Origin of the sequence: Aeromonas tecta, assembly GCF_000820185.1 — a bacterium.
Taxonomy (GTDB): Bacteria; Pseudomonadota; Gammaproteobacteria; order Enterobacterales; family Aeromonadaceae; genus Aeromonas; species Aeromonas tecta.
The window spans coordinates 207379-222555 of record NZ_CDCA01000037.1; the positions used below are offsets into that span (position 1 = coordinate 207379).

At 63.2% G+C, this 15177-nt stretch carries 13 protein-coding genes; 5 read left to right on the top strand and 8 right to left on the bottom strand.

From position 1 onward, the window contains the following. Nucleotides 1-346 precede the first annotated feature (346 nt). From BN1137_RS18185 to BN1137_RS18220, 8 genes are all read right to left on the bottom strand, one after another. Nucleotides 347-976, bottom strand: a complete 630-nt coding sequence (locus BN1137_RS18185; RefSeq protein ID WP_050719941.1) for a CoA transferase subunit B — start codon at nucleotides 974-976, stop codon at nucleotides 347-349. 93 nt (nucleotides 977-1069) lie between these two features. Further along, complete coding sequence (locus BN1137_RS18190; protein ID WP_050719942.1) at nucleotides 1070-1771, bottom strand: CoA transferase subunit A; 702 nt, start codon at nucleotides 1769-1771, stop codon at nucleotides 1070-1072. A gap of 83 nt (nucleotides 1772-1854) precedes the next feature. Then, nucleotides 1855-2874: a YeiH family protein gene (locus BN1137_RS18195; RefSeq protein ID WP_050719943.1), complete on the bottom strand. Its 1020-nt coding sequence runs from the start codon at nucleotides 2872-2874 to the stop codon at nucleotides 1855-1857. Further along, entirely contained in the window at nucleotides 2862-3857 is a 996-nt protein-coding gene (locus tag BN1137_RS22750; RefSeq protein ID WP_083443479.1) for a DsbA family protein, read from the bottom strand. Before BN1137_RS22750 ends, BN1137_RS18195 begins: the two co-directional genes overlap by 13 nt. A gap of 88 nt (nucleotides 3858-3945) precedes the next feature. Then, nucleotides 3946-5280, bottom strand: a complete 1335-nt coding sequence (locus BN1137_RS18205; protein ID WP_050719944.1) for an MFS transporter — start codon at nucleotides 5278-5280, stop codon at nucleotides 3946-3948. Between the two features lie 270 nt (nucleotides 5281-5550). Continuing rightward, nucleotides 5551-6600, bottom strand: coding sequence for a beta-keto acid cleavage family enzyme (locus BN1137_RS18210; protein ID WP_050719945.1), 1050 nt, complete (start codon nucleotides 6598-6600; stop codon nucleotides 5551-5553). 52 nt (nucleotides 6601-6652) lie between these two features. Further along, on the bottom strand, nucleotides 6653-7501 hold the full coding sequence (locus BN1137_RS18215; RefSeq protein ID WP_050719946.1) for a TauD/TfdA dioxygenase family protein: 849 nt from the start codon (nucleotides 7499-7501) through the stop codon (nucleotides 6653-6655). A gap of 90 nt (nucleotides 7502-7591) precedes the next feature. Then, nucleotides 7592-8572 carry a quinone oxidoreductase family protein gene (locus tag BN1137_RS18220; protein WP_050719947.1) on the bottom strand — a complete coding sequence of 327 codons (981 nt, stop codon included), beginning with the start codon at nucleotides 8570-8572 and terminating at the stop codon, nucleotides 7592-7594. A gap of 353 nt (nucleotides 8573-8925) precedes the next feature. On the opposite strand from BN1137_RS18220, the gene prpB reads away from it, so the two are divergent. The 5 genes from prpB (at nucleotide 8926) to prpF (ending at nucleotide 15160) form a co-directional block, all read left to right on the top strand. Next, nucleotides 8926-9825 (top strand): methylisocitrate lyase, encoded by a 900-nt coding sequence (gene prpB, locus BN1137_RS18225; RefSeq protein ID WP_050719948.1) that lies wholly within the window; start codon nucleotides 8926-8928, stop codon nucleotides 9823-9825. Between the two features lie 86 nt (nucleotides 9826-9911). Next, nucleotides 9912-11075 carry a bifunctional 2-methylcitrate synthase/citrate synthase gene (gene prpC, locus BN1137_RS18230; RefSeq protein WP_050719949.1) on the top strand — a complete coding sequence of 388 codons (1164 nt, stop codon included), beginning with the start codon at nucleotides 9912-9914 and terminating at the stop codon, nucleotides 11073-11075. Beyond that, nucleotides 11075-11224, top strand: a complete 150-nt coding sequence (locus BN1137_RS22575) for a hypothetical protein (RefSeq protein ID WP_157433825.1) — start codon at nucleotides 11075-11077, stop codon at nucleotides 11222-11224. The genes prpC and BN1137_RS22575 overlap by 1 nt, the downstream gene beginning before the upstream one ends. Then, entirely contained in the window at nucleotides 11224-13842 is a 2619-nt protein-coding gene (gene acnD, locus BN1137_RS18235; RefSeq protein WP_198150668.1) for a Fe/S-dependent 2-methylisocitrate dehydratase AcnD, read from the top strand. The genes BN1137_RS22575 and acnD overlap by 1 nt, the downstream gene beginning before the upstream one ends. Nucleotides 13843-13972: 130 nt before the next feature. Next, complete coding sequence (gene prpF, locus BN1137_RS18240) at nucleotides 13973-15160, top strand: 2-methylaconitate cis-trans isomerase PrpF (RefSeq protein WP_050719950.1); 1188 nt, start codon at nucleotides 13973-13975, stop codon at nucleotides 15158-15160. Nucleotides 15161-15177: the final 17 nt, after the last annotated feature.

Here is a 15177-nt window from a genome sequence, read left to right on the forward strand (position 1 = left end):
TTCTTGCTACCGAATGTACGGCCCAATTCAGTGGTTCGCTTGCCATTGCACGCCAGCTACTTTTCATTTGATGACAGCCCCTGCCGGAGATGACAAAGCCAGCGGTGGCATGGTCAAAAGCAGCGTCAGACAGGCCCTGGCGGGGGCACAACCCGGCAAACTGCAGCGCATATTGCGACTCATCTTCGGGAAGGCCATTGGCTGCTGACTGATGAAAGAGGTCGATCGATGGCACCGATGAAGGGAGAGCCGCCTCGGCAGAATGGGGTCGACATAAAAGCGGCGGAGAAGGCGCAGGCACCCGCCTTCGCCGGAAAAAGGGCCGACGAGTCGGCCTACACGCGAGTCAGCGCAAGATGGTGCAGCCGGTGGCGGCTTGCAGCACCTCAAAGTCGATACCGGGGGCCATCTCCACCAGGCGCAGGCCCGCCGGAGTGACGTCCAGCACGGCGAGATCGCTGATGATGCGATCCACGACCCCCACCCCGGTCAACGGCAGATTGCACCACGAAAGGATCTTGTGGGCGCCGTCCTTGGCGCAGTGCTCCATCAGCACCACCACCCGCTTGACTCCGGCCACCAGATCCATGGCGCCCCCCATGCCCTTGACCAGCATGCCCGGGATCATCCAGTTGGCGAGATCGCCGCGCTCTGATACCTGCATGGCGCCGAGCAACGCCAAATTGACGTGGCCGCCACGGATCATGGCAAAGCTCTCGGCGCTGTCGAAGAAACTGCTGCCAGGCAGGGTGGTGATGGTCTGCTTGCCGGCGTTGATGAGATCCGGATCCAGCTCTTCCTCGCTCGGGAAGGGGCCGATGCCGAGCAGGCCGTTTTCGCTTTGCAGCCACACCTCCATGCCGGCGGGAATGTAGTTGGCCACCAGGGTCGGCAGGCCAATGCCCAGGTTGACGTAGAAGCCGTCCTGTAATTCTTGTGCGGCGCGCTGCGCCATCTCTTCACGGGTCCAGGCCATGACTAGCTCCCTACTGAATACGGTTGAAAACAAGAAGCCACTGGCGACTCTTGAGCGAGACATTGCGCCATACCTTCACGGGTCCAGAGCATGTCAGTTTTTCTCCATGACGGTGCGCACTTCGACGCGTTTCTCGGGATGGGGGTTCAGCACCAGCCGCTGCACATAGATACCGGGCAAATGGATCTCGTCCGGGGCCAGATCCCCCACCTCGACGATCTCCTCCACCTCGGCGACGCAGACCCGGCCCGCTTTGGCGCAGAGCGGGTTGAAGTTGCGGGCGGTCTTGTTGAACATCAGGTTACCCGCCTTATCGGCCTTGGCGCCCTTGATCAGAGCCAGATCGGCGGTCAGGGCGCGTTCCATCACGAACCACTCCCCGTCGAACTGGCGAGTCTCCTTGCCCTCGGCGATCAGCGTCCCGTAGCCCGTCTTGGTGAAGAAGGCCGGGATACCGGCGCCGCCTGCCCGCAGCTTCTCCGCCAGCGTGCCTTGAGGGGTGAACTCCAGCTCCAATTCCCCTGCCAGATACTGGCGCTCGAACTCCTTGTTGCCCCCGACGTAGGAGGAGATCATCTTGCTGATCTGGCGGCTATGGAGCAGCGGCCCCAGACCGAATTCATCCACCCCGCAGTTGTTGCTGATGATGGTGAAGCCGCGCTTGCCACTCTCTCGTAGCGCCTCGATAAGCTGCTCGGGAATGCCGCACAGGCCAAATCCGCCCGAGGCGATGGTGATGTCGTCCTGCACCAGATCCGCGAGAGCGGCCCCGGCACTGGGATAGATCTTGTTCATAAATACCTCGGCTAATCCATTGGCCACGGGGGCGAGTTCGCTGTTACTACTGGTTTATCTTCATTGGGCGTCAAACCGCATCTTCAGGGTTTCATACCCCAATGCATCAGCAGCAGCACCAAGGCGATAAGGAAGAGGGTCTCCCCCACCATCAGCAAGATGGGTTTGATGCCCACCTTGGCCAATTCTTTCAGTTGGGTCTTCATGCCGATGGCGCTGATGGCGATGACCAGGCACCAACGTGACAGATCGTTGACCCCGCTCTGAACGATTTCGGGCACCCAGCCTGTGCTGTTGATGCAGGCCAGCACCAGAAAGCCCACCGCAAACATCGGCAACAGCGGTGGCCGTTTGCCGGAAGTGGGATCCGCCCCCTGGCGACGGGTGATCATGGCGGCCACCAGGATCACCGGCAGCAGCATGGCGACGCGCATCAACTTGACCACGGTCGCCACATCCCCGGTCTCGGTAGACATGCTGTAACCGGCGCCCACCACCTGCGCGACGTCGTGGATGGTGGCGCCGAGGAAGACCCCGGATTCCACAGGTGACAAGTTGAAGAAGCGGGCAATCATCGGATAAGTGATCATCGCCAAGGTGGAGAGCACCGAGACCCCGATCACCGTGAACAGGGTGGCGCGCTCTTTTTGCGGATGATTGGGCAGGGCTGCGGCCAGGGCCAGCGCGGCGGAGGCGCCACAGATCGCCGTGGCGCCGCCGGTCAGCATGCCAAACAGGCGCTGGAAGCCCATCAGCTTGGCCGCGATGACGGAAAGGCTGATGGTGACCACCACCAGAGTGACCACCAGCAGCACCGGCATCCAGCCAAGCTCGGCTATCTGGCCGAGGGTGATGCGCATCCCCAGCAGCGCGACACCGAGGCGCAACACGCTGCGCGCCGTGAACTCGATGCCCGCCTTGCAGGCCCCCTCGGCGGAGAGGAAATTGAGCCCCATGCCGAGCAGCAGGGCAAACAGCAGCACAGGGGCGCCGTAGTGTTCAGACAGAAAGGTCGCGGCCGCCGCCACCGTGACGCTGACCGCCATGCCAGGCACCCAGGCGCGCATTCTCATGAAACTGTCGGTCAGGGCTAGCGCGTGCATGATGTCAGCTCCTGCGACTCGATGACGATATAGAGGCGATCCCCTTCCTGCTCGACCGGGTAACGGCCGACCTTGAGTTCGGTCGACCCCTGCAGGTAACCGGTACGCAGGTTGAAACGCAGGCCATGGGCGCGGCACTGGATTGTCTCCCCCTCCAGCTTGCCGCCGCACAGGGAGGCCCCCTGGTGAGGGCAGCTGTCATCGATGGCGTGAAACTGGCCGTCGATGTTGAACAGCACCAGACTCTTGCCCTCTGCCTCGATCAGGGCGCGCTGGCCGGGTACCGGCACACGGCTGGCTGGCACCTCGAGGCGCGCCTTCCCCTTCACTTTCGTCTCCAGGGCCGCCACCGCCAGCCGCAGGCTGACGAGCAGTTTTTCCACCGGTTGGGCCCCCGAGAGGGTCAGGCCCCCTCCCAACACGAAACTGGGCACTCCCTGACTGGCAGGGCCCTCGGCTATCCCCAAGAAGGGACTGCCATCCCAGTGCAGACAACTGACCAGGCTCTCCAGTGCGAAACCCGCCTGCTCGGCGAGCCCCAGCAGCAGATTGCCGTCACTCAGGTCTCCCCCTTGCAAGAAGTGACAGGAAAAAAGCGACTCAAGCAGTGTTTCCTGCTGCTGTGGCGTGCCCAGCTGGCAGGCCCGTTGCCACAATCGATGGGCATCTGCGGTGTTCGGCATGCGGGCAATGCGGCCAAAGTCCAGGCTCACCCCGACGCTCGCCGCGGCCTGTTGCACCTGGGCCTGGCGCAGGCGCACCGCCTGTTCACCGCCGAGTCGACGCAGATAAAAATCGTTGAAGTCCTCTCCCTGCACCGGCAGATAGGGCAGCAGTTGCACCCCGTGCCAGCACAGCTCCACCACCAACTCGGGCCGCTCGGCATGCAACCGGGCCAGCGCCTGCTCCAGCTGGCGTTTGCCGATCAGGCACCAGGGACAGATAAAATCGAAGTAAATCTCTACTTTCAAGGTACTGCTCATGCCCTTGTCTCCTGGGTATCAGTCCTTGCCCGGCGCCGTGGCGCAGGGCAAATCGAGTCAAAACCGTTTGCCCGCTTCGGGGCGCAACTCATGCCCTTGCCTCCGCGACAGAGGCGCTCGCCATGGGATCACAGGCGACAGGCGCTGAGATCTCGCCCTCCAGTCTCGCGACATCCTTGTGGTAGTGACGCTTGCCATAGAAGAACACCGCCGCCGCAAAGAGGCTGATCAGCGGCACCAGCTGGAAGGCGTGATCCAGACCGATATGGTCAGACACCTTGCCGGTGATGAAGGGCCCCGGCGCGAGGCCAAGCAGGTTGTTGGCCAGCGTCAGGGTCGCAAAGGCGGTGCCGTGCACGCTGGCGTGGGTGAGATTGGCCACCATGGCGCCGGCAGGACCCGAGGTGCCGGTGGCGATAAACATGCCAAGGCAGATCAGCAGCAGTTGGGGCAAGCCGAATGGCAGGGCAAATGCCAGCGACAACAGGGCGCAGCTCCCCAGGCAATAGCCGATGGCGAGGCTTATCTTGCGATCCGGGCGCGCCTTGCACAGCCGGTCGCTCAACATGCCGCAGAGGATCATGCCGGCGCCGCTGCACAGCACTATGATGGCCGCCGCCGCGCCGGCCTTGTCCGTCTCCATGCCGTAATAACGGTTGAGGTAGCTCGGCATCCAGACGATGACGGTGCCGCCAACAAACAGCTGCAATCCGCTGCCCACATAGGCCGAGATCACCGAGCGGCTGGAGTAGAGGCTGCGCAAGGGATTGCGACCCTCGGCCGTGCCCCTGGACGCGCGGCAAGGGGTCGAGATGCGCGACTCCTTGACAACGAGGGGATAGATCGCCGCCAGCAGCAGGCCAAACAGCGCCATGCCGGCGAAGGCCCAGCGCCAGCCCATCAGGTGGGCCAACACGCCCCCGCTGGCCATGCCAAGCACGGAGCCAAACAGGCCGCCCGAGATGAAGGCGCCCGACAGGGTGGCCCGCATCTCCCGCGGGAAGACGGAGACCACCACGGCGATGCCGACGCTGCCATAGGCCGCCTCCCCCACTCCGACCAGGAAGCGGGCGACGAACATCTGCTCGTAGTTCTGGGCCAGGGCGCAGCCCAGGGTCGCCAGACTCCAGAGCGCGGCCATCAACGCCAGGCTCTTCACCCGGCCGAAGCGATCCGCCAGCAAGGAGAGCGGGAAGGTGAGCAGCCCGACCATCAGCGCCACTATGCCGCTGAGCAGGCCAAGCTGGGTATCCGTGAGCACCCACTCCCCCTTGAGCATGGGGAAGACGGCGTTGAGCACCTGACGCGACATATAGTCGGAGATGAGCAGACCGAAGGTCAGTGCAAACACTATCCAGGCGTAGCGACGGGGCACGGCAACCTCGCCGGCCGGGGCGCTCTCATCGATATGATACGTAGCCATACAATCCCTCGCGCTACAACAAATGGGGTTGGAACCCGGTTGGGGAACCGGTGGCCGGAGCCGCCGGAAACCCACTACTGACACATCACTCAGTTTGCCGGGTGCTGCATAGTGCAAGGACAAACGGTTTTTGGCAAACAGAGTTAGGACAGGTTCTTAGGGGCGCAATCCGCAGAGTGGCGACCCTTTTTACTTAGGGCGCTTGGCTTGTGGCCTTGCCCCCCGACACGCAGATCTGCGTGGGTATTACACCCTATGCCTGCAGGCCAATTACTTCTTCAAGAAGCCCTGTTGACCGCCCTGTGGATTAGGGGCGAAGCCGTTGGCTGCAAGGGTTTCTTCAACCGTGTTATAGAAAACACCGATTTTTAGGATCTCGCGGGCTTCCTTACCGTTAGCAACTGGACGGCCGATCTCTTTGGCAAGGCGCACCAACTGTTCGATCTGCTCGACGGAGGTCATCTTACGGGAACGGTCCTGGGTCCAGAGGTTATCCTCAATACCGCAGCGCACGTGCAGGCCCATCGCCATGCCCATCAGGTTGATTGGCAGGGTGTTGAGCATGGAGCTTTCCACCGTCAGCATGGTGCCGTCGGGGATGGCGCGCAGGAAGTTGGCCATGCTGTAGATATGTGGCTGGTCCATGCCACCGCCAATCGCCACCCAGTTGCATACCAGCGGGCCCTTATAGACACCGCGGCGGATCAGGCGCTCCACCGACTCGTAGCTGTTGATGTTGTAAAACTGGAAGGCACTCTGGATGCCGGCGGCACTCAGACGCTTGACGTGCTCCTCGATGAAGCCAGGGCCGGAGGGCACGATCATCTCGCGGTAGGCTTCGTAGGTATCGGTCCCCATAGAGGTGCCGGCGTAGTCACGCTTATCCATCTGCTCGACCACGTTCATCTGCGTGGTGTTGACGGTCACAGTGACTTGGTCGGGTTTGGGCTCGAGTTCGGCGAGCATGTGCCGAGTGTCGTCGTGCAGCCACTTGGCGGCCGCACCATCTTCTGGCGGCGCGAAAGAAATAGAGCCGCCGACCTGGATGATCATGTCCGGCACGGCCTTGCGCACACCGGCGATCAGTTCGTTGAACATCGATAGGCGCTTGGAGCCCTTGCCGTCCAGTTCACGCACGTGCAGGTGCAGTACGGCGGCGCCCGCTTCGTAGCAGTCGACCGCTTTCTGGATCTGCTCTTCCATGGTCACCGGGATGTCTTCCGGATAGTCGGAAGGGAACCACTCAGGGCCATACGGGGCTACGGTAATAACCAACTTGTCCTGATTTTCAGGGAAGAGAGAACCGTCAAGGAAGTTCATGTCTATTGCCTCAAGTTATTGAAAATTAGCGGTATCACTGGGATGTTACGACTCAGTAAGGCGTGTCGCCCACTATCCCGGCGCGTTCCATCTTGCGATGGCTCGGCGGGTAGTCCATGGCGGCATAATGCTGGGTGCTGCGGTTGTCCCAGATGGCGATGCTGTTGGGTTGCCAGCGCCAGCGCACCTGGTACTCGGGGATATAGGCCTGGCTTATCAGGTAGCGCAGCAGATCGCTGCCACCCATGCTGTAGTCCTGCCCAACGCGCACATGGGCCGGGGTGTGGAAATTGGTGAGGTGTGTGGCAAAGGCGTTGACGAACAGGATCTTCTCATCGGTGTCCGGATGCGTGCGCACCACAGGGTGCTCGGCGTCCGGAAACTGGGCCTTCAAGGCGAGGCGCTTCTCGATGGGCATGGCCGCCCCGAAGCTCGCCTCTATGCTGTGGCGGGCGCGCAGACCGGCGATCTTCTGCTTGATCTCCTCAGGCAACTTTTCATAGGCCACCGCCATGTTGGCCCAGAGGGTATCGCCCCCCACCGGCGGGCACTCCACGCAGCGCAGCACGCAGCCAAACGGCGGCTTCTCGCGCCAGGTGGCGTCGGTGTGCCAGGCATTTTCGTAGCGATCGTTGGGCACATCCGGTGACTTGTAGATCCGCACCAGGCCGGGGTTGTCCGGGTCGCTGCCCGCCACCGGATGATCTTCCAGCTCGCCGAAGCGGCGGGCGAAGGCCACGTGATCGGCACGGCTGATGTCCTGATTGCGCAAAAACAGCACCCTGTGCCTGAGCAGCTGGGTACGGATCTCGGCGAACAGCCCTTCATCATGAACGGCATCTGCCAAGTTGACGCCGGTAAGCTCGGCCCCGATATGGCAGGTCAGTTGTTCTACACGCATGTCATGCACTCCCTCGATGACAAGTCTGTTGCGCTATGCGCCTCGCATGAACTCCCGGACCACGACGGCCCTCATGCCTTGCGCCTCTGCTTAGATAACGAAGACCGATGAACCCGTGGTCTTGCGCGATTCGAGATCCCGGTGCGCCTGCACCGCATCCTGCAGCGCATACTTCTGGTTGATCTCGATCTTGATCCGCCCGCTGGCCACGTGATCGAACAACTCGCCTGCGAGGGCGGCTTTCTCGGCCGGATCGGCAATGTAGTCGGCCAGCGCCGGGCGGGTCAGATAGAGCGAGCCCTTCATCGCCAGCAACTGGGGATCGAACGGCGGTATGGTGCCGGACGCCGTGCCGACGCAGACCATCAGGCCGCGGCGCTTGAGGGAATCGAGGGAGCCTATAAAGGTGCTCTTGCCGACGCTGTCGAACACCACGTTGACGCCGACACCGTCGGTCAGGGCGCGTACCCGCGCGGCCACATCTTCATGGCTGTAGTCGATGGTGAAATCGCAACCGTGGGCCCTGGCCACCTCGGCCTTGGCTTTGCTCGACACTGTGCCGATCACGGTCAGGCCCAGCAGCTTGGCCCATTGGGCCACGATGAGACCCACCCCGCCGGCGGCGGCATGCAGCAAGATGCTGTCACCGGGTTTGAAGTCGTGGAGACGGCGCATCAGGTAGGCGGACGTCAGGCCACGCATGGTCATGGCGGCGGCGGTCTCGAAGCCGATGTTGTCCGGCAGCTTGATGAGCGGCGCGGCCGGGATCAGGCGCTCGGTCGCATAGGCGCCGAGGGTGTTGAGAAAACCGGTGTAGGTGACGCGATCGCCGACCGCGACATGGGTCACCCCCTCGCCGATGGCGTCTACCACGCCCGCCGCCTCGACCCCGATGCCATTTGGCATGGCAACGGGGTAGATGCCGCTGCGAAAATAGGTGTCGGCATAGTTCAGACCGACGGCGCCATGGCGCAGTCGCACCTGGCCCGGGCCCGGTTCACCGACCGCGACCTCTTCGTAGCGCAGGACCTCGGGGCCCCCGGTTTCATAAAAGCGTATGGCGTTGGCCATGGCTGTTCTCCAATCCGTTCGTGAGTGAAAGTCTTCGTCCGGATTGAATCTAGGGGGTTACGTAAACGTCCGCTTTGCATCGGGCGACAGCCACTTTTCATCTCATGACACCCCCCTTCGAATTCGTTGCCCCCCCTCGGCTAAGGCGCCAGAATCGCCCCAGTCCAACCGTGACGGAAACACGCCAGAGGCTGCTCTCGCAGGGCGATGAGCGGTATCATCTTGAAGTAAATGGCGTTATCCGAACGGAGTGGGCGGTACTCAGGTGTCGATGCACCTTGGACTTAAGCATGATTGACGTTAACGTCAACGTGGTGTGAGATGGTAATACCCGCAGCATGAAAGGAGTCACTATGTCTAACCCATCCAATTCGGCCGGAGCACGCTTTCGCAGCGCGCTGGCCAACGAAAAACCCCTGCAGATCGTCGGTACCATCAACGCCTACATGGCGCTGATGGCCGAACGCAGCGGTTTCAAGGCGATCTACCTGTCCGGTGCCGGGGTGGCGAACGCCTCCTTCGGCCTGCCGGATCTCGGCATGACCTCCATGAATGACGTGCTGATCGATGCCGAGCGCATCACCGCCGCGACCCAGGTACCGCTGTTGGTGGATATCGACACCGGCTGGGGTGGCGCCTTCAACATCGCCCGCACCATCCGCGCCTTCGAGCGCGGTGGCGTCGCCGCTGTCCACATGGAAGATCAGGTCGCCCAGAAACGCTGCGGCCACAGACCGAACAAGGCGGTGGTTTCCATTGCCGAGATGGTGGACAGGATCAAGGCCGCGGTGGATGCCCGCACCGACGACAACTTCGTCATCATGGCACGCACCGATGCGCTGGCCGTCGAGGGAATTGACTCCGCCCTGGAGCGTGCCGCCGCTTACGTGGCCGCCGGCGCCGACATGATCTTCGCCGAAGCCGTCACCGCGCTGCCCCAGTACGATCTGTTCAAGCAGGCGGCCGGCGTGCCCATCCTCGCGAACATGACCGAATTTGGCCAAACCGAGCTGTTTGACAAGGGCCACCTCGCCGATCACGGCGTCGACATGGTGCTCTACCCCTTAAGCGCCGCCCGCGCCGCCAACCAGGCCGCCCTCAACGTCTATCAGCAGCTGCGCCACGATGGCCACCAGCGCGCCGTGGTCGACACCATGCAGACCCGGGAGGCGCTGTACGACTTCCTCGGCTACCACCACTACGAGCAGACCCTGGATCGCCTCTTCACCGCGGAGAAGAGTGATAAAGCCTGATCCCAATGGAATGACAGACCGCCGGCCGCCCTGCTTGTGACAACGAGGGCCGCCGGCAGGCTCACACGTATAAGGAAAGACAAGCAATGAGCGCAACTACCGACACCGTCACCCCCGTCTTCAAGCCAAAGAAGTCCGTGGCCCTCTCCGGCACCGCCGCCGGCAACACCGCCCTGTGCACCGTTGGCCTCTCCGGCAACGATCTGCACTACCGTGGCTATGACATCCTCGATGTCGCCACCACCTGCGAATTCGAAGAGATCGCCCACCTGCTGGTGCATGGCCACCTGCCCAATATCGCCGAGCTCGCCGCCTACAAGGCCAAACTCAAAGCGCTGCGAGGCCTGCCCTCCGGCGTCAAGACCGCGCTGGAGCAGCTGCCCCCCTCCGCCCATCCGATGGATGTGATGCGCACCGCCGTCTCGGTATTGGGCTGCGTCTCACCGGAGAAGGACGATCACAACCACCCCGGCGCCCGCGACATCGCCGACAAGCTGATGGCGAGCCTCGGCTCTGTGCTGCTCTACTGGTACCACTTCAGCCACAACGGTAAGCGCATCGAAGTCGAGACCGACGATGACTCCATCGGCGGCCACTTCCTGCACCTGCTGCACGGTGAGAAGCCACGCGCCTCCTGGGTGCGTGCCATGCACACCTCGCTCATCCTCTATGCCGAACACGAGTTCAACGCCTCCACCTTCACCGGGCGCGTCATCGCCGGCACCGGCTCCGACATGTACTCCTGTATCACCGGCGCTATCGGCGCGCTGCGCGGGCCCAAGCATGGCGGCGCCAACGAGGTGGCCTTCGAGATCCAGAAGCGCTACGAGAACCCGGATGAAGCCGAGGCTGACATCCGCGCCCGGGTCGAGAAGAAGGAAGTGGTCATCGGCTTCGGTCACCCGGTCTATACCGTCTCCGATCCGCGCAATCATGTGATCAAGGAGGTCGCCCGCGAGCTCTCTGCCGAGCAGCACAACGCCAAGATGTTCAACATCGCCGAGCGGCTGGAGTCCACCATGTGGGAGATCAAGAAGATGTTCCCGAACCTGGACTGGTTCAGCGCCGTCAGCTACCACATGATGGGGGTGCCCACCGCCATGTTCACCCCGCTGTTCGTCATCGCCCGCACCTCCGGCTGGTCGGCCCATGTCATCGAGCAGCGCATCGACGGCAAGATCATCCGCCCGAGCGCCAACTACGTCGGCCCGGAAGATCTGATGTTTGTCCCGCTCAAGGATCGCAAGTGATGAACAGCCAATACCGTAAACCCCTGCCCGGCACGGCGCTTGACTACTTCGACGCTCGTGCCGCCGTCGACGCCATCGCGCCCGGTGCCTGGGACAGGCTCTCCTACACGGCCCGCGTGCACACCGAGAAGAATCAGGAGCGCAAGTGATGATAAACGCTCAATACCGCAAGCCGCTGCCCGGCACTTCGCTGGATTACTTCGACGCCCGCGCGGCGGTTGAGGCCATCCAGCCCGGCGCCTGGAACAGGCTCTCCTACACGGCCCGGGTGCATGCCGAGAATCTGGTGCGCAAGTGCGATCCGGCCATCCTCGCTGAATGCCTCGGCCAGATAGTCCATGGCAAGCGTGAGCGCGACTTCCCCTGGTTCCCGGCGCGGGTGGTGTGCCACGACATCCTAGGCCAGACCGCCCTGGTGGACCTGGCGGGGCTGCGCGATGCCATCGCCGATCAGGGCGGTGACCCCGCCCAGGTCAACCCTGTGGTGCCGGTGCAGCTTATCGTCGATCACTCGCTCGCCGTGGAGTGTGGCGGCTTTGATCCCCAGGCGTTCGAGAAGAACCGCGCCATCGAGGATCGCCGCAACGAGGATCGCTTCCACTTCATCAACTGGACCAAGCAGGCGTTCAAGAACATCGAGGTGATCCAGCCGGGCAACGGCATCATGCACCAGATCAACCTGGAGAAGATGTCACCGGTCATTCACAATGACCGTGGCCTCGCCTACCCGGACACCTGCGTCGGCACCGACAGCCACACCCCTCACGTTGACGCCCTGGGTGTCATCGCCGTGGGCGTGGGCGGCCTCGAAGCCGAGAACGTGATGCTGGGGCGCGCCTCCTGGATGAGGCTGCCGGAGATCGTCGGCGTCGAGCTCAGTGGCAGGCCGCAATCCGGTATCACCGCCACCGACGTGGTGCTCTCCTTGACCGAGTTCCTGCGCCAGCAGAAGGTGGTCGGTGCCTATCTGGAGTTTCGCGGCGAAGGCGCCGCCGCCCTGACGCTGGGCGATCGCGCCACCATCTCCAACATGGCGCCGGAATATGGCGCTACCGCGGCCATGTTCTTCATCGATCAGCAGACCATCGACTACCTTCGCCTGACCGGTCGTGACGACAGCCAAGTCAAGCTGGTGGAAACCTACGCCAAGGAGGCCGGTCTCTGGGCCGACGCCCTGGCTGGTGCCCAATACGAGCGGGTGCTGCACTTTGATTTATCGACTGTGGTGCGCACCCTGGCGGGGCCTTCCAACCCACATCGCCGCCTGCCTGTGGCCGAGCTGGCCTCCCGCGGTATCGCCGTGGATCTGGACAAGGCCCGTGCCCAGGAGGCCGATGGCCTGCTGCCGGATGGCGCCGTCATCATCGCCGCCATCACCAGCTGTACCAACACCAGCAACCCGCGCAACGTGATTGCCGCAGGCTTGCTGGCCCGCAACGCGAACAGGCTCGGCCTGACGCGCAAGCCCTGGGTGAAATCCTCCCTGGCGCCGGGCTCCAAGACAGTGGCGCTGTACCTGAAAGACGCCGGCCTCGACGCGGAGCTGGAGCAACTTGGCTTCGGCATAGTGGCGTTCGCCTGCACCACCTGCAACGGCATGTCCGGTGCGCTGGATCCCATCATCCAGCAGGAGATCATCGACCGGGATCTGTACGCCACCGCGGTGCTGTCGGGCAACCGCAACTTCGACGGTCGCATCCACCCCTATGCCAAGCAGGCGTTCCTGGCCTCCCCGCCGCTGGTGGTGGCCTACGCCATCGCCGGCACCATCCGCTTTGACATCGAGAAGGATGTGTTGGCGGTGGTAGACGGGCGCGAAATCCGCCTCAAGGACATCTGGCCATCGGATGAAGAGATCGACGCCGTGGTCAAGGCCTCTGTCAAGCCCTCTCAATTCCGTCAGGTCTATATCCCTATGTTCACCATCGAGGAAGACCAGGGTCCGAAGGTGGCACCACTGTATGACTGGCGCCCACAGAGCACCTATATCCGCCGCCCCCCCTACTGGGAAGGCGCCCTGGCCGGTGAGCGTACCCTCAAGGGCATGAGGCCGCTGGCGGTGTTGCCTGACAACATCACCACCGACCATCTGTCGCCGTCCAACGCCATCATGATGAACAGCGCGGCGGGGGAGTACCTGCACAAGATGGGCCTGCCGGAGGAGGACTTCAACTCCTACGCGACGCACCGCGGCGATCACCTGACCGCCCAGCGCGCCACCTTCGCGAACCCGCAGTTGGTGAACGAGATGGCGGTGGTCAACGGGGCGGTGAAGAAGGGCTCCCTCGCCCGTGTCGAGCCGGAAGGCCGGGTCATGCGGATGTGGGAGGCTATCGAGACCTACATGGAGCGCAAGCAACCGCTGATCATCGTCGCGGGCGCCGACTACGGTCAGGGCTCGTCCCGTGACTGGGCGGCCAAGGGCGTGCGGCTGGCCGGGGTGGAGGTGATCGCGGCGGAAGGCTTCGAGCGCATTCACCGCACCAACCTGATCGGCATGGGCGTGCTGCCCCTGGAGTTCAAGCCGGGCACCACCCGCCTGACCCTTGGGCTGGATGGCACAGAGACCTACGATGTGGTGGGGGAGCGCAAGCCGCGTACCGATCTCGCGCTCGTGATTACTCGTCGCAACGGTGAAGTGGTCGAGGTGCCCATGACCTGCCGTCTCGACACCGCCGAGGAGGTCTCGGTCTACGAGGCAGGTGGCGTGCTGCAACGCTTCGCCCAGGACTTCCTGGAGTCAACGGCGCACCAGGCCGCCAGCTAATATCGGGCCAGGTACCCTCTCCCAGTGGGAGAGGGTTGGGGAGGGAAAATACGGCGCTCTCCCCTCTTTTGATCTTCGGGCTCATTCTCCCCAAAGGAGAAGGGTCTATCACCCATTTCAGGACGATTCTATGGCCCACCAACCCCAAGTGAAAATCCCGGCCACCTATCTGCGCGGCGGAACCAGCAAGGGTGTATTTTTCCGTCTGCAAGACCTGCCAGCGCGCTGCCAGGTACCGGGCCCAACCCGCGACCAGTTCTTCATGCGGGTGATCGGCAGCCCGGACCCCTACAGCGCCCATATCGACGGCATGGGGGGCGCCACCTCTTCGACCTCCAAGTGCGTGATCCTCTCTAAAAGCAGCCAGCCCGATCACGACGTGGACTACCTCTACGGCCAGATTGCCATCGACAAGGCGTTCGTCGACTGGAGCGGCAACTGCGGCAACCTCTCCACCGGCGCCGGCGCCTTCGCCATCCACGCCGGCCTGGTAGACGCAGCTCGCATCCCGGATAACGGCACCTGCGTGGTGCGGATCTGGCAGGCCAACATCGGTAAGACCATCATCGCCCACGTGCCGGTGACCAACGGTCAGGTGCAGGAGACCGGCGACTTCGAGCTGGACGGGGTGACCTTCCCCGCCGCCGAGATCGTGCTGGAATTTCTCGACCCCTCAGATGACGGTGAAGACGGCGGCGCCCTCTTCCCCACCGGCAATTTGATAGATGAGCTGGAAGTCCCCGGCATCGGTGTGCTGAAGGCCACCATGATTACCGCCGGCATCCCTACTGTGTTCGTCAACGCCGAAGATATTGGCTATGAAGGCACCGAGCTACGCGAGGCGATCAACACAGATCCCGAGACGCTGGCCCGCTTCGAGGCGATCCGCATCGCCGGCGCCCTGCGCATGGGGCTCATCAAGACGGCGGCAGAGGCGGCCACCCGCCAGCACACCCCCAAGGTGGCCTTCGTGGCCAAGCCGAAGGATTACCTCAGTGCCAGTGGCAAACAGGTGAAGGCAGGGGACGTCGATCTGCTGGTGAGGGCGCTCTCCATGGGCAAGCTGCACCACGCCATGATGGGCACCTGCGCGGTGGCCATCGGCACGGCCGCGGCCATCCCGGGCACCTTGGTGAACGCGGCCGCCGGTGGTGGCGAGCGCGAGGCAGTGCGCTTCGGTCATCCCTCAGGCACCCTGCGGGTGGGTGCAGAGGCGCGGCAACTGGATGGGGAGTGGACCGTCACCAAGGCGGTGATGTCGCGCTCCGCCCGCATCCTGATGGAAGGCTGGGTACGGGTGCCGGGAGACACCTTCTAGCCCGGCGGGGCCCTTTC